This window comes from Streptomyces sp. NPDC048420, assembly GCF_040651535.1.
GTDB lineage: Bacteria > Actinomycetota > Actinomycetes > Streptomycetales > Streptomycetaceae > Streptomyces.
This window is the reverse complement of record NZ_JBEZKG010000005.1, coordinates 165,176-189,285: the sequence shown is the minus strand read 5'-3', so window position 1 is coordinate 189,285 and position 24,110 is coordinate 165,176. Positions and strand designations below refer to the sequence as shown.

Here is a 24,110-nt window from a genome sequence, read left to right as displayed (position 1 = left end):
ATCCGACGTCTCAGCGCAGTGCGGGGCGAGAAGGAGGCCGGACATGGCTGTCACCGACGAGGCGATCGAGAAGATCAAGGGCATGATCGTCTCCGGCGCGCTGCGCCCCGGCGAACGGCTCCCCAAGGAGAGCGAGCTCGCCTCCGAGCTCGGGCTCTCCCGGAACTCGCTGCGCGAGGCCGTGCGGGCGCTGTCGCTGATCCGGATCCTGGATGTCCGGCAGGGCGACGGCACCTATGTGACCAGCCTGGACCCGCAACTCCTCCTGGAGGCGCTGAGTTTCGTCGTGGACTTCCACCGCGACGACACCGTCCTGGAGTTCCTGGCCGTGCGCCGCATATTGGAGCCGGCCGCGACCGCGATGGCCGCCTCCCGGATCAGCGAGCAGCAACTGGACGCGCTGGGCGCCCAGTTGGACAAGCTGGGGGACAGTCCGTCGGTGGAGGAGCTGGTCGCCTGCGACCTGGACTTCCACCGCGGGATCGTGCGGAGCTCCGGCAACTCCGTGCTCTGCTCACTGATGGACGGCCTGTCCGGGCCCACCACCCGGGCCCGGATCTGGCGCGGTCTGACCCAGGAGGACGCGGTCAGCCGCACCCTGCACGAGCACCGGGCGATCCTCGCGGCCCTGCGCGACCGGGACGCCGAGGCGGCCCGCTCCTGGGCGACCGTGCACATCGCGAGCGTGGAGCAGTGGCTGCGGTCCACTCTGTGAGTCATGCGGGGTGGGCTCGGGTGCCGCCGGCCGGAGGAGCGGTACGGGGAGCTTGGTCCTGCCCGGGCCGGGCACTGAGCGGGGAGAGCGCGGGCCCCGGAGCGCCCGCGGCAGGCAGGGTCAGGTAGATCATTCCGGCACGCCGTACGCATGACCGGAACAGCTCGGATGACTGTGGGGTGTTCCCGGGTGGCGATCGGGGCAGTGATCCGTTCACTCCCCCGTGCAAGGGGGCTGCGGGCGCCCCCGCCGGACGCCGTAAGGTTGGTGCGTTAAGCGAGGGCACGTCGGAAGGAGGCCTGGGTGATCGAGCTCGAGGGGGTACCCGAGCTGATCGACCCGGTCATGGTGGCCGCGTTCGAGGGCTGGAACGATGCCGGCGACGCCGCCTCCACCGCGGTCGCGCATCTGGACAGGGAGTGGAAGGGCGAGGTGTTCGCGGCGCTCGACGCCGAGGACTACTACGACTTCCAGGTGAACCGCCCCACGGTGTGGCTGGACGGCGGAGTGCGCAAGATCACGTGGCCGACGACAAGGTTGTCGGTGGTCCGCGTCGGCGGTGAGAAGCCGCGCGATCTCGTACTCGTCCGAGGTATCGAACCGTCGATGCGGTGGCGCTCGTTCTGCAACGAGCTCCTCGGCTTCGCCCACGAACTGGGCGTGGAGCTGGTGGTGATCCTGGGCGCGCTGCTCGGCGACACCCCGCACACCCGACCTGTGCCGATCAGCGGGACCACGTCCGACGCGGACCTGGCCCAGCGGATGGACCTGGAGGAGACCAAGTACGAGGGCCCCACAGGCATCGTCGGCATCCTCCAGGAGGCCTGCACCCACGCGGGCGTCCCCGCGGTGTCCCTGTGGGCGGCCGTACCGCACTACGTGTCGCAGCCGCCGAACCCGAAGGCGACACTGGCCCTCCTGAACCGTCTGGAGGACCTGATCGACGTCCGTATCCCGCTGGGCGAGCTGGCCGAGGACGCGCGCGCCTGGCAGGTGGGCGTGGACCAGCTGGCCGCCGAGGACAGCGAGGTCGCGGAGTACGTCCAGACGCTGGAGGAGGCCCGGGACACCGCGGAGCTGCCGGAGGCCTCGGGCGAGGCGATCGCCCGGGAGTTCGAGCGGTATCTGCGGCGCCGGGACGGCGGCCAGCCGGGGCCGCCGGGCGGTCACGCGACGACGGACGGCAGTGACAGCACGGCCTATCTGCGGGACGGCCCGACTGGTCGTACGAAGCCCACCAAGCCGCCGAAGCCGGAAGCGGAGGCGGAAACAGAACCGGAGCCGGACGACGAGGACTCCTCGTCGGAGGACTGAGCCGGGGGCCGGGTCGAGGTCCGGGCCGATAACCGGCCGGTGAGGGCGGTGCGCGGGATGCGCACCGCCCTCCGCCGTGTCAGACCTGCCGTACCGCCACCGCGTCGTAATCGGTCGCGGGCGTCGGCTCCACGTCGAAGCGCGCGTTGGGCAGGTAGAGCCGCTTCCCCCACGCGGCGGCCGTCGTCGGGATGCGGAAGCGCGGGTCGGTGATCCGGGTGATCGCGGCGCCCCGGGTGCCGGAGCCGTTCAGCCGGAACACATCGATCGCGTTCTGTTGCTGCTGGACGGCGTAAAGGGTGTGGCCGAGCAGCAACAGGCCGTCGCCGTTGGGGAGTTTCGACGCGCCGAGGTCGACGGCGCGGGCGACGCCGGTGCGCGGGTCGACCCGCATGAGGCCGCCGCCACCCGCGAAGGTGTTCACCACGAGCAGGGCGCGACCGTCGGGCGTGCGCTCGATGCCGTTGGCCGTGAACTCGGGCCCCTGCTGCCAGTCCCCGGTCAGCGGTACGGTCTCCACCGCGCCCTTGGCCAGCTTGTACAGGACCGGCTTGAAAGAGTCGGTGAACCAGGCGGCGCCCGGGGTGAGGATCACGTCGTTCACGAAGGTGCCGCCGGTGGCGTGCACCTGCTCGGTCTCGCCGGAGCGGGCGTCGACGGTCCGGATCTCGCCGCTGTCGCCACCGGCGAGGAAGAGTCTGCCGTGCCGGTCGATCTTCAGGCCGACGGTGGGGCGCCCGGAGCCCTTCGCGACGACCTTGCCGCGGCCGGTGGCCAGGCTCGCCCGGTAGATGTCGCCGTTCGCGAGCGAGCCGAAGTAGGCGTACGGCTCGGAACCGATGGTGATGCCCTCGGGCTGGAAACCGTCGGGCAGGGGGAACTGCGCGGGCCACGCCGCGTGCCGGGTCTCGGCCGCGTGCGCGGTGCCGGCGAGCAGGGCCGACCCGGTCAGCGCGGCGGTCGTGGTCAGGAGTGTGCGACGTGCGAAGGAACGGTCTGCGGGTGCCACGGTGCGTCCTTCCGCCAGGGGGCCGGCGCACGGCCGGCCGAACGGTCAAGCGACGCTCCCACCCCATCACATGACCGTTGTCTCCACAGCCTTTGGCCGGATTGTGGCGTGACATCGGTTTCCGGACGGATTGCACACGTTACCCAATTCAACTTGTTTTCAAACCGAGTTGGCGAACGCGGGCTGGACGAGCCGCCGTTGTGGTGCTTGGTTGTCCCCCGGAAGGCACCCGCAGCACCCGCACGGACCGAAGGGAGCGGTACCCGATGACCGAGCAGGTACAGCCGCCACAGGGCCCGGGAGCCTCCGGGCCGGGCCCCGACGGAGCGGGATTCACCTACCGGGGAGCCGAAGAGGAACTGATCGTCGTCGCCCGCCCCGAGGCCCGGCTGCGTGCCGGGGCCGAGGGAGTGCGCTCGGCGGCCGGCGCCGATGTGTCCGCCCTCAACATGTTCCTCAGCGACGAACAGCTGGCCCTGGAGCCGCTGTTCGGCAGCGAGGAGCGCCTCCAGCAGAACCCTGAGGAAGGCGTTCCCGACCTCGCGCGGTTCTACCGGGTGCGGGGCGGAGCGGACCGGGCGGCGGAACTGCGGGCCCGGATCGCCGCGTTGCCGGGCATCGACACGGCGTACGTCAAGCCACCGGCTGTGCCCGCGACGGTGGAGGACGACCGCCGGCTGAAGGAGGGCACGCCGGTGACGCCCGACTTCACCGGACGGCAGGGTTATCTGCGCCCGGCCCCCGAGGGGATCGACGCCCACTGGGCCTGGCAGCGCCCCGGCGGGACGGGTCAGGGGGTGACCGTGATCGACGTCGAGGGCGCCTGGCAGCTGAGCCACGAGGACCTTGCCGCCAAGCTCGCAGGCGTGGTCGTCGGCACCCCGCTGACCGACCTGGCCTGGCGCAACCACGGCACCGCCGTGATCGGCGTGATCGGCGGGGACCCGGGCGAGCGCGGAGTGACCGGGATCGTGCCGGAGGCGGTGACCGCGGCCGCGTCCTTCCAGGGCATCGGCACGGCGGCCGCGATCCAGGCGGCGGCCGACCGGCTGGGCCCCGGTGACATCGTGCTGGTCGGACTGCACCGCCCCGGACCACGGTTCGACCACGAGATCCGCGACGACCAGAAGGGCTACATCGCGATCGAGTGGTGGCCGGACGACTACGCGGCCGTGCGCTACGCGACCGCCAGGGGCGTCCTGGTCGTGGCGGCCGCGGGCAACGGCGGCGAGTCCCTCGACGACGCCGTCTACGAGCGCCGCCCCGACGACTTCCCGGAGTGGTGGCGCAACCCGTTCAACCCGTCCAACCAGTCCTCAGGCGCCGTCCTGGTCGGCGCGGGCGCCCCGCCGCCGGGCACTCACGGCCGCGACCACGGCCCGGACCGCTCGCGCCTCGCCTTCTCCAACTACGGCGTGCGCGTGGACGCCCAGGGCTGGGGACGCGAGGTCACCACCACCGGCGGCTTCTGGGACAGGCCCGGAGACCTCCAGGGCGGCCCCGAGGAGATCGCCTGGTACACGGACACGTTCTCCGGGACCTCCTCCGCCTCCCCGGTGGTGGTCGGCGCGCTGGCCGCGCTGCAGGGCATGCTCAAGGCGGCCGGCCAACCGTCGATGTCCCCGGAACGCGCCCGTACGGTACTGCGCGCCACGGGCACCCCGCAGCAGGACGCGCCGGGCCGGCCCGCCTCGCAGCGGATCGGCAACCGGCCCGACATCAGGTCGGCGGTCACCCGGCTGCTCCCGGAGGCGGTCGGCTCGGGCCAGGCCGAGCGGTACTGGGACGAGCTCCTGCCCTATCCCCGTGAACTCCCGCCGCGCCTGAGGCTGTTCGTGGCCGGTGCGTGGCGCAACCTGAACCACCCGTCCCCCGAGATCCGGCAGGCGGTGCACGCCGCCTTCGCGGGCGGACGGCCCGACGTCCGGGTGTGGTTCTCGGACGACGAGATCGTCGGCCTGGTGGTCACCGGCTGACGGCACGGCACGACCCGACACCATCAAGGGAAGGTGACACCCGCATGAGCATCACCCCGCAGATGGGACAACTGGGACAGCAAGGCCAGCAGCAGGGACAGCAGTTCCCGAGCACATCGCCGTATCAGCAGCAGGGTGGCCTCGGCTCCCTGGAGCAGCTCCAGCAACTCGGGCAGCAGCAGCCCTACCAGCAGCTGATCCAGCAACTGGGAGGACAACAACAGCAGAACCAGCAGGAGCAGCAGATCCTCCAGCTCACCCAGTCCGTGGTGCAGCAGGTCCAGACCCAGTCGCTCGACGCCGGAGTGGCCGACGCGTTCATCGACATCGTCGTACCGCTCCCCGGCCTGCCACAGCAGATCTTCCTGCGCGTCAACGGCCAGTTCCGGAGCCTGGCCAACCCCTCTCCCCAGCTCCACCAGCAGATCCAGGAGGCGTTCGCGTTCGGCCACCAGGTCATCGGTGTGTGGGACGGCCAGTCGCCGAACGTGCTGCGCAGCGTACGGATCCAGCGCTTCTGACCGGCGCCTGAGCGGCAGCGAGGGGCGCTTCCCTCCGCGGGGAGGAAGCGCCCCTTCCGCACGGCCTTCTAGAGGGCCACACCGAGCAGCGCGTCCACCGCACGTGTCGCCACACCGGGCGCCCCGATGTCGGTACCGCCCTGCTCCTGCTGTACAGCGGCCCAGCGGTCCACGGCGAGGAGCGCGGCCGGGGCGTCCAGGTCGTTGGAGAGGGCCTCGCGGATCTCCTCGACGAGCGCCTCGGCGGGCGGTCCGTCGGGACGGGAGACAGCGGCACGCCAGCGGCCCAGCCGGTCCACGGCGTCCTGGAGGACCTGGTCGGTCCACTCCCAGTCGGCCCGGTAGTGGTGGGCGAGCAGCGCGAGCCGGATGGCGGCGGGGTCGACGCCCTCGCGCCGCAGCTGCGACACGAAGACCAGGTTGCCCTTGGACTTGGACATCTTCTCGCCGTCGAGGGCGACCATGCCGGCGTGGACGTACGCCTTGGCCATGGGGAACTCGCCGGTGAGCACCTGGGCGTGGGAGGCGCCCATCTCGTGGTGCGGGAAGGCGAGGTCGGAGCCGCCGCCCTGGACGTCGAAGGTCATGCCGAGGTGGTCGAGGGCGATCGCGACGCACTCGATGTGCCAGCCCGGCCGGCCGCGCCCCAGCGAGGCGCCGTCCCAGCTGGGCTCGCCCTCACGGGCGGCCATCCACAGCATCGGGTCGAGCGGGTTCTTCTTGCCCGGGCGGTCCGGGTCGCCGCCGCGCTCGGCGGACAGCAGCCGCATGGCGGCCGCGTCGAGGTTCGAGACCTTGCCGAAGTCGGGGTCGGACTCGACGGAGAAATAGGTGTCCCCTTCGAGCTCGTAGGCGGCACCGGCGTCCCGCAGCCGTTCGACGAGCGGCACGATCCCGGGTATCGCCTCGACCGCGCCGATGTAGTGCTGCGGGGGCAGCATCCTCAGGGCGGTCATGTCCTCGCGGAAGAGGGCTGTCTCCTTCTCGGCGAGGGCGGTCCAGTCGACGCTGTCCCGCTCGGCGCGCTCCAGGAGCGGGTCGTCGATGTCGGTGACGTTCTGGACGTAGTGGACCTGCCGCTTGGTGTCGAGCCACACGCGCTGAACCAGGTCGAACGCGTTGTAGGTCGCCGCGTGCCCCATGTGGGTGGCGTCGTACGGCGTGATGCCGCAGACGTAGATACGGGCGACGGGACCGGGGTCGAGGGAGACCAGACCGCCGGTCGCGGTGTCGTGGATCCTCAGGTCGCGGCCCTGACCAGGCAGGGCGGGGACCTCGGAAGCGGGCCAGGCATGCATGTCATGAGCCTAACCGGACGGATGTTCCGTATACGAACCGGACCGGGCCGGATGGCCGGTAAGGCCTTCTTGCGCGGTACGGCACGGTGTGCAGTGTGCTGCTAAACGGGCGGCCAGGGAATGGCCGGCCACTCGCCGCTCGGTTCCGGGTGCTTCCCGGAGCCCAGCAGGGCGTCTACACGCGCGCGCGTGGCGTCCAGTTCGGCGGCGGTGATCAGGGCGGCCAGCCGGACGGCCAACTCCCCCGCCAGGGCCTCCCTGAGGCCCTTGAGGACGTCGACCGCCTCCCCGGTCAGCGGCTCCCCCGCCCAGCCCCACAGCAGCGTGCGGAGCTTGTTCTCGGTGTTGAAGGTCACTCCGTGGTCGATGCCGTAGAGACGGCCGCCCTCGGCGGGCAGCAGATGGCCGCCCTTGCGGTCAGCGTTGTTGATCACGGCGTCGAGGACGGCGAGCCTGCGCAGCCGCTCGTCGTCCGCGTGCACCAGCAGCGCGGTCTTCCCCTCGCCGACCTCGGCGAGGCCGATGGCCTTCCAGCCCGGCTCGGGTTCCTCGGCGTCGACCAGGGCGAGCAGTTCGCTGCCCGGCACGCCGTCGATCCACAGCTGGCACATGCCCTCGCCGTAGGGGCCGTCCCGGAGCACGGTGGGCGGCACCAGGCCCCAGCCGGTCGCCTCGGAGACCTCGTACGCGGCGACCTCGCGCTGGGCGAGGGTGCCGTCCGGGAAGTCCCAGAGGGCTCTTTCGCCGCGGACCGGCTTGTAGACGCAGAGCGCCTCCTGGCCGTCGTACGCGACGGAGCAGTGCAGCACCGCGTTGGAGGCGTCCCGGATCTGCCCGCGTACCGTCAGCTCACCCCGGGTGAGCAGCTCTGCCGTCGTCACGCTCCGCGACGGTATCCGTTCTGGCGCGGACATACGTGTCCTTCCGGGTCGAGCGGGAGGCTGCACAGCGGGCACGGCGGCCGCCCGGCGTTGACGACGTCCAGGGCGCGCTTGGCGAAGGCCCTGGCCTGCGCGCCGGTGAGCCGGACCCGCAGCATCGGGGGTCCGTTCTCCTCGTCCTGGAGGAGCTTCTCCTCGGCTTCGGCGAGGTCCTCCTCGGAGTCGGCCTCCAACTCCACGAGGGCCTGCGCCTCGACGATCATGCGCTGCTCCTCGCCGTCCCAGGCGAGGGCCATGGTGCCGACCCGGAACTCCTCCTCGATGGGGGTGTCGAGGGGGGCGGTGTCGGAGATCTCGGTGGGCGGCACGGCCGGAACGGGCGCACTGCCGCCGCTGCGGCGCACGACCTCGTCGAGGAGTTCGTCCATCCGCTCGGCGAGGGCGGCCACCTGCGTCTTCTCCAGGGCCACGCTGGTCACTCGGGGGCCGGCCGTGGCCTGGAGGAAGAACGTACGGCGCCCGGGCAGTCCGACCGTGCCGGCCACGAAGCGGTCCGGAGGGTCAAAGAGGAACACCTGACGGGACACGTCCTGTCTCCATTGGATTCGTGAGTACGGGAACGAGGGGAACGTCCATGAGTGAACGCGCTTGAGTGAACCGCTTCACCCTACTGCGCCCGACGATCACGGTGCGCCCGCACCACCACCGACCGGGGCGTCACCGCCCGGCGCCTCCTCGCGCGGCACCAGAGACGCGAAGTCACCGGTGTCGCCGAGGCGGACGAGAAACGGCCTCAGACGGGTGTAGCGGATGACGGTGACGGAACACGGTTCGACGGAGATCCGCTGAAAGAGGTCGAGGTGAAGTCCGAGTGCGTCCGCCACGAGCGACTTGATGATGTCGCCGTGCGAGCACATCAGATAGACGGCGTCGGCGCCGTGATCGCGCTCCACGCGCGCGTTCCACTCGCGTACGGCCTCCGCCGCGCGCGTCTGCATGGCCCGCATGGACTCGCCGCCGGGGAACGCGGCCGCCGAGGGGTGCGCTTGGACGACCTCCATGAGCGGCTCTCCCATGAGCTCGGAGAGCTTGCGGCCGGACCAGTCGCCGTAGTGGCACTCCCCGATGCGCTCCTCGCTGTGTGCCGTGAGGCCGGGGCGGGCGTCGAGCAGCGGCTGAATCGTTTCCTGGCAGCGTTGCAGCGGGCTGGCAACGACCTCGGAGATCGGCACCCCCTCAAGCCGTCCGGGCAGCGCGGCGGCCTGCGCGGCGCCGCGCTCGTCCAGGGCGACCCCGGGCGTCCACCCGGCGAGCAGCCCCTCGGTGTTCGCGGTGGATCGTCCGTGCCTGACAAGGATCAACGTGGGCATGCGGCAAGGGTAGGCGTACGCCGGAATGCAGTGTCCTGCGAGCGACGGGAGAATACGCTCCGTGATCGTCGACTGTGCCATCTATCGGGAGGGCCACCGGACCGAGGGGCCCGAGGACCTGTCCGACGCGCTGGACCAGGCGCGGTCGGCGGGCGGGTTCGTGTGGATCGGGCTGCACGAGCCGTCGGAGAAGGAGTTCGACCTGGTCACCCGGGAGTTCGGACTGCATCCGCTGGCGGTGGAGGACGCCCTCAAGGCCCATCAGCGGCCCAAGCTCGAGGTCTACGACGACTCGCTGTTCGTGGTCCTGAAGCCGGTCGTGTACGAGCCGGAGAGCGACGCCGTCTCGACCGGCGAGGTCATGCTCTTCCTCGGCGACGCCTTCGTGGTGACGGTCCGTCATGGCGTGGGCTCGCCACTGAAGGCCGTACGCGAGCGCCTGGAGCACGAGCCGGAACTGCTCGGCAAGGGACCCACCTCGGTGTTGTACGCGGTCGCCGACGCCGTCGTGGACCACTACCTGGAGGTGGCGACGGAGCTGGGGACCGACCTGGAGGAGCTGGAGGCGGAGGTGTTCTCGCCGGACGGCGGCGGTTCGGGGGGCACCGCGTCCCGGATCTACACCTTCAAGCGGCAGATCCTGGAGTTCCGCCGGGCCACCGTCCCGCTCTCGATGCCGCTGACCCGGCTCGCGGGCGTGGGGGCGTACGGCGGGACGGTGCCGTTCGTGAACGACCGGGCGCGGCCCTTCTTCCGGGACGTCAACGACCATCTCGCGCGCGTGAACGAGTCGGTGGAGGGCCTGGACCGGCTGGTGTCGGACGTCCTGTCGGCGCATCTCGCGCAGATGAGCGTCCGGCAGAACGACGACATGCGGAAGATCTCCGCGTGGGCGGCCATGGCCGCGGTCCCCACGATGATCGCGGGGATCTACGGCATGAACTTCGAGCACATGCCCGAGCTGCACTGGGTGTGGTCGTACCCGGCGGTGATCGCGGTGATGGGCGTCCTGGAGGTGCTGTTGTACCGGACGTTCAAGCGCCGGGGCTGGCTGTAGGCGCTCTTCTCGTGGGCGGTCAGGCGAACTCGGGGGCCGAGGTGGCGGGGCCGCCCAGGGCGTCGCGGCGTTCCGGCATCCTCAGGGAGACCATGCGGCGCCAGCCCGCGGCGCGCTCGTAGGCGTAGGCGCCGTGGATGCCGGCGGCGAGGACCGCCGACTTCGCGCGCGACCAGCCGAGGATGCGTCCCATGTGGGCCATCACGGCGAGGCTGACGTCGCGGTAGACGCGGATCTCGGCCAGCGCGCACTCCCGGAGCGTGTGCTGGATCGCGCGGCCGTGTCCGGCGTACGCGAAGCGCAGGAGTTCCTCGTGGCAGTAGGCGAGGTGGTTGTCCTCGTCGTTCGAGATCATCTTGACCGCCCGGCCCAGGTCGGGGTGGTCGGCGAAGTGCTTGCGCAGCAGTTCCATCTGCTCGGAGGCGCGCTGTTCGGTGACCCGGCTGTGGGCGAGGTAGGTGACGATGTCCTGCACGGTGAGCGGCTCGTCGCTCTTGAGCTTCTCGTGGGCGAGGCCGATGCCGTGCTTCTCCAGGAGCATCGTGTAGTCCGTCTCGGGCGGGACGGGGACGGGGTCGAGACGGCGCTTCTTCATCAGCGCGTGGAAGATCCGCCCGTGCTTGTCCTCGTCCGCGCCGTGCCGGGTGATCTTGGGGGCGAGTTCGCGCTCGCTCCGCGGCACCAGCGCGGCGATACGGGCGTTCTCCCAGCCGCCCTGCGACTCCCCGCTGGCCGCGATGGAGCAGAACAGCCGGAAGGACTCGTCGTTGTCGAGGATCTCCTGGAACAGACTCTTGGCCGAAAGCATCGTGGGCACCTCTCTGCCGGACTCCGCGGCAATCCGCAAAGAAAGAGTCAAATGCGGCGAGAGGGGTGCTGCAACAGCTGTGTCGGACAACTCCGCCAAAAGGAGGACCACCGGGGTCACGTCGGGGCGTAACCACGCGGGCGTGAGCGCGTTGGTTCACGTGACGGCCGTGGCGGGGAAGACCCTCGAGCCCCCACCACGGCCGTAGAGCATTCCTGAGGCGCGTTGTCGCCCTTTATGCGAGTCCGGCGCGCTCCAGGGCCTCGGTGCCGGCGCGGAGTGCGGCGAGGCGCTCGTCGAGCGTGAAGCCCGCGGGGGCCAGGGTCAGGGTGGTGACGCCGGCCGCCGCGTACTCCTTCATCCGGTCCGCGATGCGGTCCACCGAGCCGAGCAGCGCCGTCTTGTCGATCAGGTCGTGCGGGACGGCGGCCGCCGCGCCGTCCTTGTCGCCCGCCAGGTACTTGTCCTGGATCTCCTCGGCCGCCGCCTCGAAGCCCATGCGCCGGGCGAGCTGGTTGTAGAAGTTCTGCTTGCGGCTGCCCATACCGCCCACATAGAGCGCGGTGTAGGGGCGGAAGGTGTCGGCGAGGGTGGTGACGTCCTTGTCCTCGCCGAGGGCGAGCGGGAGGGTCGGCGCGATGTCGAACCCGTCGAGGGTCTTGCCGGCCTTCTCACGGCCCGCCCGCAGGTACTGGATCGCGGTCTCCTCCAGGTGCTCGGCGGAGGGGAAGATCAACAGGGCGCCGTCGGCGATCTCGCCGGTCTGCTCCAGGTTCTTCGGGCCGATCGCGGCGATGTACAGCGGGATGTGCTCACGCTCCGGGTGCACGGTCAGCTTGATCGGCTTGCCGGGGCCGCCGGGCAACGGCAGCGTCCAGTGCTGCCCCTCGTAGGACAGCCGCTCGCGCGACATGGCCTTGCGCACGATCTCGACGTACTCACGCGTGCGTGCCAGCGGCTTGTCGAACTTGACGCCGTACCAGCCCTCGGAGACCTGCGGCCCCGAGACGCCGAGGCCGAGCCGGAAGCGGCCGCCGGAGAGCGAGTCGAGGGTGGCGGCGGTCATCGCGGTCATCGCCGGCTGGCGGGCCGGGATCTGGAAGATGGCCGAGCCGACGTCGATGCGCTCGGTCTGGGCGGCGACCCAGGTGAGCACGGTGGCCGCGTCCGAGCCGTAGGCCTCGGCGGCCCAGCAGACGGCGTATCCGAGCCGGTCGGCCTCCTGGGCGACGGCGAGATTGTCCGCGTCCATTCCGGCGCCCCAGTAGCCGAGGTTGATCCCGAGCTGCATGGCCGATTCCCCTTACCGATCAGTAACGTCCCTTGCTCGCAGACCTTAGCGTGACAGGGCTCAGCGGGGCAGGTCGCGGCCCGGGCCCGGTGACCGGACGGCAATTCGCCGTGCACCTGTGGGAATCCGTTGTCCACAGGCCCCCACGCGACAGGTTCTGGCCAGTAATCTCGGCGTTCATGGAGCAGAGGCATCTCGGCCGTACCGGCCTGCGCGTGTCCCGCATCGGACTCGGCACCCTCACCTGGGGCAGGGACACCGACGAGCACGACGCGGCGGACCTCCTGAAAACGTTCTGGGAGGCGGGCGGGACCCTCGTCGACACGGCGGACGTGTACGGCGACGGGGAGGCCGAGTACCTGCTCGGACGCCTCATAGAAGGGCTGGTCCCGCGCCGGGACCTGGTCATCTCCACGAAGGCCGGCAGTGTCGCCGACCCGGACCGCCGGGTCGACGGCTCGCGCGGGCATCTGCTCTCCGCGCTGGACGACTCACTGGCCCGGCTCGGCACGGACTACGTCGACCTCTGGCACATCCACTCCTACGACCCCCGCACCCCGCTGGAGGAGACGCTCCAGGCCCTCGACCTGGCCGTCAGCAGCGGCCGCGCCCGCTATGCCGGGGTCTCCAACTTCTGCGGCTGGCAGCTCGCCAAGGCGGGCACCTGGCAGCTGGCGACACCCGGGACGCGGACCCGGCTGGCCGCCACACAGCTGGAGTACTCGCTGCTGCAGCGCGGGATCGAGCGCGAGGTGCTGCCGGCCGCGCTGGACCTGGGCATCGGCCTGCTGCCGTCCTCGCCGCTGGGACGCGGGGTGCTGACGGGCAAGTACCGCGGGAACACCACGCCGGCCGACTCTCGGGGGGCCTCGGAGCACATGGCGCCCTTCGTCGCGCCCTACCTCGACGACATGGCCGGCCACATCGTGGACGCGGTGGCCACGGCGGCCGACGGGCTCGCGGTGACGCCGCTCCAGGTGGCCCTCGCGTGGGTCCGGGACCGGCCGGGAGTGGCCGCGCCGATCGTCGGCGCGCGCAACTCGCAGCAGCTCACGGCGGCATTGTCAGTGGAGGCCCTTAGTCTTCCTGACGAGATCTGCCGGGCGCTCGACGATGTGTCGGCGCCCGTGCACCGCTATCCCGATCACGACTGGAGCACGCTGTGAGCACGGAGCCGGAGCCCACGGAGACGACCGACCCGGGCACGCGGGACACCGCGACGGAGCCGGACGGCACGGGGGGCGCGCCGGGAGCGGAGTCCGAGGGCGAGGTGGCGAGCGCCGAGGGCGGCACGGGCGGCGGTGCGGGCGGTGACTCCGCCGGTGCCCAGGAGCCGGGGACTGGCGTGGGCGTGACCGGCGTGGCTCCGGGCGCCGGCGGAGCGAGTCCGGGCGAAGGCGGCAACGCCGGTTCCGAGGACGGCGCGGACGTGAGCGGGGAGGCCGCGGACGGCGACGTCTCGGGGGCGGGCGAGCCCGGTGAACCGGACGGCGGTGACGCGGACGGTGCCGACAAGGCGCGGTTGTCCGAGGCCGAGGCGGAGCTCGCGGCGCAGCGGGTCGAGCGGGAGCGGATCGCGCGGCGGAAGGCCGAGAAGCAGGGGCCCGTGGAGAGCGGCGCCAAGCTCAGCGGGAAGGCCGCCGATCTGCTCGCCGCCGTACGGGCCGTGGAGAGCGGGGCCAAGCCCGTGGCCGCCGTCTTCAGTGAGCCCGAGCCACCGCGCCGGCCCGCGCAGGAGCCGGGTCCGGGCCGGCCGGTGTCGGCTGCGGCCGGGAGCGGCGACGCCACCGGTGCGGGCGGCGCTCTCCGTGGCGCTGGTTCCCCAGGCGTCACCGGATCCGTCGGGGGGCCGTCGTCGGACACCGTGGCGGCCGTCCGGAGCGTGCTGGCCGAGGGCGGCGCGCCGGAAGTCCTCGCGTCGCAGGTCGCCGCGGTTCTCGGGGACGGCGCGGAGGGCGAGCTGCGGGCGGATCCCTGGCAGTTGCTGCGGGTCACCGGCGTACGGCCCGAGCAGGCCGACGGGTTCGCGCGGGCGCTGCTCGGCGCGGACTGCGCACCCGACGACGAGCGGCGGGGCCGGGCGGTCACCGTCTGGCTGCTGGAGCAGGCGGCCCTCGCCGGGCACACCGCGCTGGAGATGCCCGCCCTGGTCACCGCGCTGGGCCGGCAGGGCGTGCCGGACGCCGACGCGGCCGTACAGAGCACGATCGCCGAGGCCGAGGCCCTGGTCTTCCAGGACGCCCTCGACCCGACCGCCCCGGAGCCCGAGGGGGACGACGAGGAGGAGACGGCGCGGCCGGTCCGGATCCTGGTGGGCCTGGAGCGGTGCGCCCTCGCGGAGGAGAGCCTCGCCGACGGACTGGCCCGGCTGATCAACTCCGTGCCGAAGGAGGACGGTTCGGCCGAGGACTGGGAGCGCGCCGCGGCCTCGGGCTCGGGCTCGGCCGCCGAGCTGATCCGCGCGGTCGCGGCGGGCGGCCTGGTCCTTCACACCGGCGGTGAGGCCTCCCTGGCGGAACCGGCGGCGCTGCTGACGGCGGCACGGGGGCTGGGGCTGCGGGCGTGGGCGGCGACCCACAGCCCCCTGGGCCGCGACCGCTTCGGCGCCCTGCTCGAAACGGACTCCCCCGGTCCGGCCCGGCAGGTCGCCACCGTCGCCGGTCTCCTCTCCGGTGCCGAAGGGCCCGGCCGGGACGCCGACGGGGCGTTCGACCTCGACCTGCTCGTGGTGCTCGACGCACCCCAGCTGGACGTCGAGACGGCCGCGCTGCTCGTGGAGTCGTTGCCGGACGGGGCGCGGCTGGTGCTGGGCGGGGATCCGGCGGTGCTGTGGTCGGCGGGGCCCGGGAGAGTGTTCGCCGATCTGCTCGCCGCGCGGATCTGCCCGCAGGTCGCCTCACGCGTGCCCGATCCCGGACCGCTGGGCGAGCTGGTCTCCGGCATCGGCATCGGTGAGCTGAACCAGGTCGAGGCACCCGGCAAGGAGATCGTGATCGTGCCGGTGCGGGACGCGGGCGAGGCCGTGCACCGGACCGTGCAGCTGGTCGCGGACTCGGTGCCACGGGCGATCGGCGTCCCGGCCGAGGAGACCCAGGTGATCACCCCGGGCCATGGCGGTGCCGCCGGCACCCGTGCGCTCAACGCGGCCCTGAAGGAGCGCCTCAACCCCGGCCCCGGCCGCTTCGGCGGTTTCGACCCCGGCGACCGCATCGCGTACTCCCCCACCCCAGGCCGTACGATCCCCGGCCACGTGGTGAAGGCCGACACGGAAGGCCTGCACCTGACCTGCGCCGGCGAGCCCGTCGTCGTACCGAAGGAGCGGGTGGAGCAGTCCGTACGCCACGGCTGGGCCCTGACCGCACACCAGGCGGTGGGCGGCCGCTGGCCCGCGGTGGTGGCGGTACTGCCGGGCGACGCCACCCAGGCCCTGACCCGCCCCTGGGTCTACACGGCCTTCGGCAGGGCGTCCCGCCACCTCTCCGTGGTCCACGGCGCGGACCAGGCCCTCGCGAGGGCGGTCTCCGAGATCCCGGCCAAGCCCCGCACGACGCGCCTACCGACCCTCCTGGCAACACCAACGGCCACCTGACGCGCCCTGAAGGGGCGCGGGGCTGTATCTGATATGCGGCTCCGCCGCGCGGGCGCGACCAGCCCCCTACACACCCGCAGACCGACGACCACGGACAGACAACGGCGGTCCCGGAGATCAAACCTCCGGGACCGCCGTCATATGGCCTCAGCGTCGATCCAGATCCAACGGCTCCAGATCCTCGTCCTCAAGATCGACCTCGTCGGCATCGTCGAACACCGCACTGACGTCGAACCGACACACCACCCGCTCCACGTCGACCTGCTCGAACGGCGCCTCCAGCCACTCCCCCGGCTCGGCCGGTTCATCCGCCGCGGTCACCCACAGCGTGGAGTCGCCCTCCTCCAGACCGAACTCCTTGTGCCGGGAGGCGATCTCGTCGGGCTCGAACTCGCCGAACAGCACCTCCAACGCGCCGTGCACCGTGCCGGAGGCCTCCGTGCCGAGGCCCTCGTCGGCCGCCTCGACCCGCTGGGCCTGCGCCAGCAACCGCTGGGGCTCCACCACGGCGTAGTCACGGCGGATCATCACGCTCAGCGCGTTCGGCTCCTCGGGGCCCGTGTACGGCGGGGTGTCCTCCGCGCCGGGGATCTCGAAGGGGGTGACCTCGTCATAGCGGTCGTAGAGCAGCTCGTCGTACACCTCGGCGGCCGCGGCCAGTTCGTTGAAGGCCTCGTAGACGGCGGGGTCGTCCTCCCCCGACCTGCGTTCGACCGCGGCCAGGTGGCGGTCGAGCGCGGTCTTGACCGCCTCGGCGGCGGCACGTACCTCGGCAGCGGTGGGCTGCACAGCATCAGACATAGTGCAGACGCTATCCGTACCGGGCCCCGGACCGCACAATAGATGCGATGCCGGAATACGAATTTGTCGACGTGTACGTACCGCGCGGGGTCTCCCGCAAGGACGCCACACGTCTGCTGACGGACCATGCCGAGTACGGACACTGGGAGTTGGACCGACTGAGCCTCATGCGCGACGGCAGCCGCAGGGTGCGGTTGCGCCGGCGGATCATCCGCCAGGTGCGTGCCACGTGGTGAGACAGGACGAACGGAGCGGGCCCCGCCGCGGCGGGGCCCGCTCCGTTTCAGGAGTTGCCCGTCAGGCCGAGGCGCGCGCCTTGCGGTAGAGGACCGCCCCCGCGAGCAGTGCTCCGGCGCCGACCGGGAGGGCCAGGCCGATCGGCAGGTCGCTGCCGGTCTGGGCGAGCTGTGCGCTGCCCAGGGGCTGGGTCACGGTCTGGGTGCCGGGGTGGTTGCCGTGCGTGCCGCCGCCCGGGGTCTCGGCGCCCGGGCCGGGCGGAGTGACCGAGGTCCCGGGGGGACCGGGCTCCACCGGGTTCCCGAGGTTGCCCGGAGTGCTCGGGTTGCCGGGCTGCTCGGGCGACCCGGGCGGGGTCTGGTGCTGACCGCCGCCGCAGTCGTTGCCCATCGCGGGGTTGCCGATGCCGATGAGGTCGACGCTGTTGCCGCAGACGTTCACCGGAGCGTCGATCGGCACCTCGACGTGGTTGCCCGACCCCACGCCGGGCGAGCCGCCCGTGTGCCCACCGGCGTGCGAGCCCCCGGAGCCCCCAGAGCCCCCGGAACCACCGGAGCCTCCGGAACCACCGTGCCCGTGACCACCGTGGCTCCCGTGACCACCGTGGCCCGAGGAGCCCCCCGAGTCGCCGTATCCGCCCGACGACCCGTTGCCGCCGCCCCTGGTGCCGCCCTTGCCGCCGCTCTTGTTGCCGCAGCTGTTGCCCATCGCCGGGTTGAGGACCCCGACGACGTCCACGGTGTTGCCGCAGGCGTTGACCGGCGCGTGCACCGGCGCGGAGACCGTGTTGCCCGACAGGACGCCGGGTGAGTTCGTGCTCGATCCGCTCGCGCCCGAGTCGGCGTGGGCGGCGCCTCCGGCGGCGGCGATCACGCCGGTCGCGGCCGCCACTGTCATCAGGCCCTTGCGGGTGACTTGTCGCATGTACTGATTCCCTGCTTTCGACCTTGTCTCGAAATACCGCTTGCTCGGCGGCACTGTTCTTTTCGAAAAGGCCGGTCGGCCCCGGAGCGCATGGCGTGCGCTCCGGGGCCGACGGGCTCAACCCTGTTAACTAAGGGCGAGGCACAACATCACTGGTTGATGCAGGTGTTGCCGAAGGCGGGGTTCAGCACGCCGATCACGGAGACCGTGTTGCCGCAGACGTTCACCGGGATGTGAACGGGAACCTGGACGACGTTGCCGGACAGAACACCCGGGGAGCCCACAGCGGCACCCTGCGCTCCAGCGTCGGCGACGGCAAGGCCCGCGCCCGCGAGAACCAGGCCACCAGTGGCAGCCGCAGCGGCGACGACCTTCTTGATCATTATTCCTCCTTGTTGGCAATGCGATCCCAAGTAGCGGATCGCATCACCTGTAACGAGGAGGGAGTAATGGAGCTACGAGCTTATGAGCGCATTCATCCTTCTCAGTCGATCTCGCACACCCAGGCGATAAACCGCGTCAACTCGCGTCGATGAAACGGTCGAGAACGCGCACGCCGAACTTCAGGCCGTCCACCGGCACCCGCTCGTCGACACCGTGGAACATGCCGGCGAAGTCCAGCTCCGGGGGCAGCTTGAGCGGCGCGAAGCCGAAGCCGCGGATGCCGAGCTCGTCGAAGGACTTGGCGTCGGTGCCGCCGGAGAGCATGTAGGGGATCGCCTTGGCGGCCGGGTCCTCGGCGACCAGCGCGGACTGCATCGCGTCCACGAGCGCGCCGTCGAAGGTGGTCTCCACGGCCTTGTCGGAGTGCACGTCCTCACGCCTGACCTTGGGGCCGAGGATCTTGTCGAGGTCGGCCAGGAACTCCTCCTCGAAGCCGGGCAGGAAACGCCCGTCGACGTGTGCGGTGGCCTCGCCCGGGATGACGTTGACCTTGTAGCCGGCGCCGAGCTGGGTGGGGTTGGCGGTGTTGCTGAGGGTCGCGCCGATGAGCTTGGCGATACCGCCGAGCCGGGCGAGTGTGCCCTCCATGTCCTCCGGGTCCAGCTCGGTGCCGAGCGCGTCGCCGAGCTCGTCGAGGAAGGCCCGGGTGGTCTTGGTCACGCGGACGGGGAACTTGTGCCGGCCGAGCCGCGCCACGGCCTCCGACAGTTCGGTGATGGCGTTGTCCCGGTGGATCATCGAGCCGTGCCCGGCGGTGCCGGCCACCGTCAGCTTCATCCAGTGCATGCCCTTCTCGGCCGTCTGGATCAGGTAGAGCCGGCGCTGCTCGTTCACGGTGAAGGAGAAGCCGCCCACCTCGCTGATCGCCTCGGTGACGCCCTCGAAGAGGTCGGGGTGGTTGTCGACGAGGTGCCGGGCGCCGAACGTGCCGCCCGCCTCCTCGTCGGCGAGGAACGCGAGGACGATGTCCCGCGGAGGCCTGCGCCCGCTGCGCAGACGGTCGCGGACGACCGCCAGGGTCATCGCGTCCATGTCCTTCATGTCGACGGCGCCCCGGCCCCAGACACAGCCGTCGGCGACCTCGCCCGAGAAGGGGTGGTGGGTCCAGTCCTGCGCGTTGGCCGGTACGACGTCGAGGTGGCCGTGGATCAGCAGGGCGGGCCGGGACGGGTCCTCGCCCGCGATCCGGGCCACCGTGGAGGCGCGGCCCGGGTGCGACTCGAAGATCTGCGGGTCGAGGCCCACTTCGGCGAGCTTGCCGGCGACCCACTCGGCCGCCTTGCGCTCGCCCGGCCCTGAGTGGTCGCCGTAGTTGCTGGTGTCGAACTGGATCAGCTCGCGGCAGAGGTCCACGACCTCGTCCTCGCCGGTGACGGTCCTGGCCGTGTCCGTCTCGCTCACGCTGCTTCCTCCCGCTGTCTCTGCTGGTGGTTCCCCTCATCCTCTCCCCGCGAAGCGGTCCGCCCAAGACCGGGCCCGGCCCGTCACACGCCGTTCACGCACGACCCGGGACGGGGACGGGGGGTGATCGGGCCCCCTCGAAAGCCTGGTAATGTTTCCTTCGTCGCCGCGGGGGAAACCCCGCACGACAGACACCTTGTCCGGGTGGCGGAATGGCAGACGCGCTAGCTTGAGGTGCTAGTGCCCTTTATCGGGCGTGGGGGTTCAAGTCCCCCCTCGGACACCAACAAACGGTGCTGACCGCTTCGCGGTCGGCACCGTTTTCTTTTGCCCTGGGGCAGGCACGGGCAGGCACTCCTCACGCACGGTGTGGGCGATCTCTCTCGGGAGTGAAAACCCCAGGTCACAGCCTTTCCGGTGCTCGTGAACAGCCCCGAACGGCCCTCCCGTATGGCCGATCAGGCGGCACGGACCTAGCTTCGTACTAAAATTTCCGGCTTGTTACGAGCTGGAGCCGGACAACCCCAGGCAGACCTGCGGGCCCGCCAGCGCCCCGGAGGCTCCGGGATCGAGACGCGAGGACCGATGGCAGCGATACACGAGAGCAGTGCTCTCGGCCTGCTCAACGAAGAGTTCGGCGCAGAGATCCGTGAAGAGTTCGGCGACACCGCCCGTTTCTCCGGGGGCCCCGCCGCCTCCCCCCGCACGCTCGTCGACGTCTTCGACGCATCCGTACGCTCCTACCCCGACGAGCTCGCCCTGGACGACGGGACGACCCGGCTCACCTACCGCGCGCTCGCCGTGGAGGTGGAGCGGCTGCGGCGACGGCTCGGTGCGGCGGGGGTCGGGCGCGGCGACCGGGTGGGCGTCCGGGTGCCGTCCGGCACCAACGACCTGTACGTCGCGATCCTCGCCGTACTCGCCGCCGGTGCCGCCTATGTCCCCGTCGATGCCGAGGACCCCGACGAGCGGGCCGAGCTGGTGTTCGGGGAGGCGGAGGTGCGGGCCGTGGTCGGCGCCGGGCACGAGCTGACCGTCAACGGGCGCAGTGACTCCCCCGCCGCCAGGCCCGGCATCGAACACGACGCGTGGATCATCTTCACCTCCGGTTCCACCGGCAAGCCCAAGGGCGTCGCCGTCTCGCACCGCAGCGCCGCCGCCTTCGTGGACGCCGAGGCCGCGCTGTTCCTCACCGACGACCCCATCGGTCCCGGTGACAGGGTCATGGCGGGGCTGTCGGTCGCCTTCGACGCCTCGTGCGAGGAGATGTGGCTGGCGTGGCGGTACGGGGCCTGTCTGGTGCCGGTGCCGCGTTCGCAGGTCAGGAGCGGCGCGGACCTCGGGCCCTGGCTCGTGGAGCAGGAGATCACCGTCGTCTCCACCGTGCCGACGCTCGCCGCGCTGTGGGAGCCCGAGACCCTCAACGACGTACGGCTGCTGATCTTCGGCGGTGAGGCCTGCCCGCCCGAGCTGGTGCAGCGGCTGGTCACCGAGGGGCGCGAGGTGTGGAACACCTACGGGCCCACCGAGGCGACGGTGGTGGCCTGTGCCTCGCTCATGAGCGGCGAGGAGCCCATTCGGATCGGGCTGCCGCTGGACGGCTGGGAGCTGGCCGTCGTCGACGAGGCCGGGGATCCCGTGCCGATGGGTGCGAGCGGGCAGCTGGTGATCGGCGGGGTCGGGCTGGCCCGGTACCTGGACGCCGAGAAGGACGCGGAGAAGTACGCACCGCTGAAGTCACTGGGCTGGGAGCGGGCGTACCGCAGCGGTGACCTCGTGAAGGCCGAGCCCGAGGGGCTCGTCTTCCTCGGGCGGGCCGACGAGCAGATCAAGCTCGGCGGCCGGCGGATCGAGCTCGGTGAGGTCGACGCGGCCCTGCAGGCGCTGCCCGGGGTCGCGGGAGCGGCCGCCGCCGTGCGCACCGCCCGCAGCGGCAACCAGCTCCTCGTCGGGTACGTCGTCACTCAGGAAGGCTGGGACCAGGCGGCGGCCGTGGAGAAGCTGCGGGCCGAACTGCCCGCCGCGCTCGTGCCGTTGCTCGCTCCCGTCGAGGACCTGCCGACCCGGACCTCCGGCAAGGTGGACCGCAACGCGCTGCCCTGGCCGCTGGAGGGGCTCGAAACCGGCGGTCCCGCGGAGGAGTTGTACGGCACCGAGGCGTGGCTCGCCGAGCAGTGGGCCGAGGTCCTCGGCATCCCGGTCTCCAGTGCCCGCGACGACTTCTTCGCGATCGGCGGCTCCAGTCTGGCCGCCGCCCAGTTGACCACCCGGCTGCGCACCCGCTATCCGAGCGCGGCCGTCCTCGACATCTACCAGCAGCCCACGCTGCGGAAGTTGGCCCGGCGTCTTGAGGAGTCCGCGCAGGACGACGGGGCGGCGCGGACGATCGCGCCGGTTCCGGTCAGGGCCCAGGCGATCCAACTCCTCGTGCTGCTCCCCCTGTTCACGCTGATGGGGCTGCGCTGGCTGGTGCCGCTGGCCGCGCTCGGGAACGTCCTGCCGTACTCCTGGCTGCCGTCCGCCTCGTGGTGGCTGGTCGGGGCCGGTGCCCTGCTGCTCTTCAGTCCGCCCGGACGGCTCGCTCTCGCGGCCGGCGGCGCTCGGCTGCTGCTGCGCGGCCTCCAGCCCGGCCGGTACCCGCGCGGTGGCAGCGTCCACCTGCGGCTGTGGACCGCCGAGCGGCTCGCGGAGTTCACCGGGGCGACCTCGCTGACCGGCTCCTGGCTTGAGCGGTACGCCCGCGCCCTGGGCGCCAAGATCGGTCCGGACGTGGACCTGCACTCGCTGCCGCCGGTCACCGGCATGCTCAAGCTGGGCCGGGGCGCGGCCGTGGAGTCCGAGGTGGACCTGTCCGGCTGGTGGCTGGACGGCGACCGGCTGGAGATCGGCCAGGTCAAGGTGGGTGCGCACGCCGTCGTCGGCACGCGCAGCATGCTCTTCCCGGGCGCCCGGGTCGGCAAGCGGGCCGAGGTGGCGCCGGGTTCGGCGGTCACCGGGCAGATCCCGACCGGTCAGCGCTGGGCGGGGGCGCCCGCGGTCAAGCTCGGCAAGGCCAAGCGCAACTGGCCGAAGGAGCGGCCGGCGCGGGGCACGTACTGGCGGGTGATGTACGGCATCACAGGGCTCGCGCTCAGCGCACTCCCCGTGCTGGCGGGCGGCGCCGCGTTCCTGGTGGCCCGGCCTTTCATCGCCGGGGACGCTCCGCTCCGGGGTGCCCTGGAAGCCCTCGTCCCGGCCACGCTCGGCTTCGGGCTGGCGTACGCGCTGCTGCTCCTGGTCGCCGTACGGCTGCTGAGTCTGGGGCTGCGCGAGGGGACGTATCCGACGCACGGCCGGGTCGGGTGGCAGGCGTGGACCGTGACGCAGCTGATGGACCGCTCGCGCGAGACGCTGTTCCCGCTGTACGCCGGTCTGGTCACGCCGGTGTGGCTGCGCCTGCTGGGGATGCGGATCGGGCGGGGTGCCGAGGTGTCAACCGTGCTGGCGCTGCCTAGTCTGACGACGGTCGGCGAGGGCGCGTTCCTGGCGGACGACACGCTGACCGCGCCGTACGAGCTGGGGGGCGGCTGGGTCAGGATCGGGCGTGCGGAGATCGGGCGGCGGGCGTTCCTCGGGAACTCGGGGATGACCGCGCCGGGGCGGAGTGTGCCGGACGGCGGGCTGGTCGGGGTGCTGTCGGCGACGCCGAAGAAGGCCAAGAAGGGCACGTCGTATCTGGGGCTGCCGCCGGTGAAGCTGCCGCGCAGTGCGGCCGACAACGACCAGAGCCGGACGTACGAGCCCTCGGCGGGGCTGCTGTGGGGGCGCGGGCTGGTGGAGCTGTGCCGGATCCTGCCGGTGTTCTGCTCGGCGGGGCTCGCCGTGCTGACGATCGCCGCACTGTGCGTGCTGGGGCCGTGGGCCTGGCTGCTCGCCGGTGTGGTGCTGCTCGCGGCCGGTGTGCTGGCGGGGCTGGTGTCGATGGTCGCGAAGTGGCTGCTGGTCGGGCGGCACCGCAGCGGGGAGCACCCGCTGTGGAGCGGCTTCGTGTGGCGCAACGAGCTCGCGGACACCTTCGTCGAGGTGCTGGCGGTGCCGTGGCTGGCGGGGTCCGTGCCCGGTACGCCGGTGCTGACGGCGTGGCTGCGGGGGCTCGGCGCCCGGATCGGCAAGGGCGTCTGGGTGGAGAGCTACTGGCTGCCGGAGACCGATCTGGTGACGCTGGAGGACGCGGCGACCGTGAACCGTGGCTGTGTGCTCCAGACCCACCTCTTCCACGACCGGATCTTGCGGACGGATACTGTTGTTCTCCGTGAGGGCGCCACGCTGGGCCCTGGCGGGATCGTGCTGCCCGGCAGCACGATCGGGGCCCGCACCACGCTGGGTCCCGCGTCGCTCGTCATGGCCGCGGAGTCCGTCCCGGACGACACCCGCTGGCTCGGCAACCCGATCGAGGCATGGCGGCCCTGAACGCGGGCCACTCGGAGTCGGTGAG

At 71.8% G+C, this 24,110-nt stretch carries 20 protein-coding genes and 1 tRNA gene; 10 read left to right on the top strand and 11 right to left on the bottom strand.

The annotated features are described in order from the left end of the window. Positions 1-43: 43 nt before the first annotated feature. The gene (locus AB0D34_RS10510; RefSeq protein WP_362659517.1) at positions 44-715 is read left to right on the top strand and encodes a FadR/GntR family transcriptional regulator; all 672 of its coding nucleotides are present in this window, start codon (positions 44-46) and stop codon (positions 713-715) included. Positions 716-1,018: 303 nt separating this feature from the next. Further along, entirely contained in the window at positions 1,019-2,029 is a 1,011-nt protein-coding gene (locus tag AB0D34_RS10505) for a PAC2 family protein (RefSeq protein ID WP_362659515.1), read from the top strand. A gap of 79 nt (positions 2,030-2,108) precedes the next feature. Here the strand turns inward: AB0D34_RS10505 and AB0D34_RS10500 are convergent, their stop codons facing one another. Further along, positions 2,109-3,038, bottom strand: coding sequence for a superoxide dismutase (locus tag AB0D34_RS10500; protein WP_362659512.1), 930 nt, complete (start codon positions 3,036-3,038; stop codon positions 2,109-2,111). A 266-nt stretch (positions 3,039-3,304) separates the two neighbouring features. Between AB0D34_RS10500 and AB0D34_RS10495 the strand changes: the two genes are divergently transcribed. Beyond that, positions 3,305-5,014: a S8 family peptidase gene (locus tag AB0D34_RS10495; protein WP_362659510.1), complete on the top strand. Its 1,710-nt coding sequence runs from the start codon at positions 3,305-3,307 to the stop codon at positions 5,012-5,014. A 44-nt stretch (positions 5,015-5,058) separates the two neighbouring features. Continuing rightward, a complete protein-coding gene (locus tag AB0D34_RS10490; RefSeq protein WP_362659507.1) occupies positions 5,059-5,535 on the top strand; it encodes a hypothetical protein in 477 nt (158 codons plus the stop codon). 68 nt (positions 5,536-5,603) lie between these two features. Here the strand turns inward: AB0D34_RS10490 and mshC are convergent, their stop codons facing one another. From mshC to AB0D34_RS10470, 4 genes are all read right to left on the bottom strand, one after another. Beyond that, complete coding sequence (gene mshC / locus AB0D34_RS10485) at positions 5,604-6,833, bottom strand: cysteine--1-D-myo-inosityl 2-amino-2-deoxy-alpha-D-glucopyranoside ligase (protein ID WP_362659504.1); 1,230 nt, start codon at positions 6,831-6,833, stop codon at positions 5,604-5,606. Between the two features lie 101 nt (positions 6,834-6,934). Then, positions 6,935-7,747 (bottom strand): SCO1664 family protein, encoded by an 813-nt coding sequence (locus AB0D34_RS10480; RefSeq protein ID WP_362659501.1) that lies wholly within the window; start codon positions 7,745-7,747, stop codon positions 6,935-6,937. Further along, positions 7,711-8,301 (bottom strand): DUF3090 domain-containing protein, encoded by a 591-nt coding sequence (locus tag AB0D34_RS10475; protein WP_362659498.1) that lies wholly within the window; start codon positions 8,299-8,301, stop codon positions 7,711-7,713. The genes AB0D34_RS10480 and AB0D34_RS10475 overlap by 37 nt, the downstream gene beginning before the upstream one ends. A 96-nt stretch (positions 8,302-8,397) precedes the next feature. Beyond that, entirely contained in the window at positions 8,398-9,084 is a 687-nt protein-coding gene (locus tag AB0D34_RS10470; RefSeq protein WP_362659494.1) for a histidine phosphatase family protein, read from the bottom strand. Positions 9,085-9,145: 61 nt separating this feature from the next. Here AB0D34_RS10470 and corA point away from each other — a divergent pair, with 61 nt between their 5' ends. Continuing rightward, on the top strand, positions 9,146-10,141 hold the full coding sequence (corA, locus tag AB0D34_RS10465; RefSeq protein ID WP_362659492.1) for a magnesium/cobalt transporter CorA: 996 nt from the start codon (positions 9,146-9,148) through the stop codon (positions 10,139-10,141). A 19-nt stretch (positions 10,142-10,160) separates the two neighbouring features. On the opposite strand, the gene AB0D34_RS10460 is transcribed toward corA, so the two are convergent. Continuing rightward, on the bottom strand, positions 10,161-10,949 hold the full coding sequence (locus tag AB0D34_RS10460; protein WP_362659489.1) for a ferritin-like domain-containing protein: 789 nt from the start codon (positions 10,947-10,949) through the stop codon (positions 10,161-10,163). A 235-nt stretch (positions 10,950-11,184) separates the two neighbouring features. Beyond that, complete coding sequence (locus AB0D34_RS10455; protein WP_362659486.1) at positions 11,185-12,240, bottom strand: LLM class F420-dependent oxidoreductase; 1,056 nt, start codon at positions 12,238-12,240, stop codon at positions 11,185-11,187. Between the two features lie 179 nt (positions 12,241-12,419). On the opposite strand from AB0D34_RS10455, the gene AB0D34_RS10450 reads away from it, so the two are divergent. Further along, entirely contained in the window at positions 12,420-13,406 is a 987-nt protein-coding gene (locus tag AB0D34_RS10450; protein WP_362659483.1) for an aldo/keto reductase, read from the top strand. Continuing rightward, entirely contained in the window at positions 13,403-15,829 is a 2,427-nt protein-coding gene (locus AB0D34_RS10445; protein ID WP_362659481.1) for a helix-hairpin-helix domain-containing protein, read from the top strand. Before AB0D34_RS10450 ends, AB0D34_RS10445 begins: the two co-directional genes overlap by 4 nt. Positions 15,830-15,976: 147 nt before the next feature. Here AB0D34_RS10445 and AB0D34_RS10440 read toward each other — a convergent pair whose 3' ends face one another. Beyond that, positions 15,977-16,630 (bottom strand): hypothetical protein, encoded by a 654-nt coding sequence (locus AB0D34_RS10440; protein ID WP_362659478.1) that lies wholly within the window; start codon positions 16,628-16,630, stop codon positions 15,977-15,979. Positions 16,631-16,677: 47 nt separating this feature from the next. On the opposite strand from AB0D34_RS10440, the gene AB0D34_RS10435 reads away from it, so the two are divergent. Further along, entirely contained in the window at positions 16,678-16,866 is a 189-nt protein-coding gene (locus AB0D34_RS10435; protein ID WP_007380901.1) for a DUF5703 family protein, read from the top strand. 61 nt (positions 16,867-16,927) lie between these two features. Here AB0D34_RS10435 and AB0D34_RS10430 read toward each other — a convergent pair whose 3' ends face one another. From AB0D34_RS10430 to AB0D34_RS10420, 3 genes are all read right to left on the bottom strand, one after another. Next, positions 16,928-17,791 (bottom strand): chaplin family protein, encoded by an 864-nt coding sequence (locus AB0D34_RS10430; protein ID WP_362659475.1) that lies wholly within the window; start codon positions 17,789-17,791, stop codon positions 16,928-16,930. A 149-nt stretch (positions 17,792-17,940) separates the two neighbouring features. Beyond that, positions 17,941-18,174: a chaplin ChpH gene (chpH, locus tag AB0D34_RS10425; protein WP_362659472.1), complete on the bottom strand. Its 234-nt coding sequence runs from the start codon at positions 18,172-18,174 to the stop codon at positions 17,941-17,943. 136 nt (positions 18,175-18,310) lie between these two features. Continuing rightward, the gene (locus AB0D34_RS10420; protein WP_362659469.1) at positions 18,311-19,636 is read right to left on the bottom strand and encodes a M20/M25/M40 family metallo-hydrolase; all 1,326 of its coding nucleotides are present in this window, start codon (positions 19,634-19,636) and stop codon (positions 18,311-18,313) included. Positions 19,637-19,834: 198 nt separating this feature from the next. On the opposite strand from AB0D34_RS10420, the gene AB0D34_RS10415 reads away from it, so the two are divergent. Both AB0D34_RS10415 and AB0D34_RS10410 read left to right on the top strand, forming a co-directional pair. Continuing rightward, a tRNA-Leu gene (locus AB0D34_RS10415) sits at positions 19,835-19,922 on the top strand. Positions 19,923-20,221: 299 nt separating this feature from the next. Further along, a complete protein-coding gene (locus tag AB0D34_RS10410; RefSeq protein WP_362659466.1) occupies positions 20,222-24,085 on the top strand; it encodes a Pls/PosA family non-ribosomal peptide synthetase in 3,864 nt (1,287 codons plus the stop codon). The last annotated feature ends 25 nt before the right edge of the window (positions 24,086-24,110 follow it).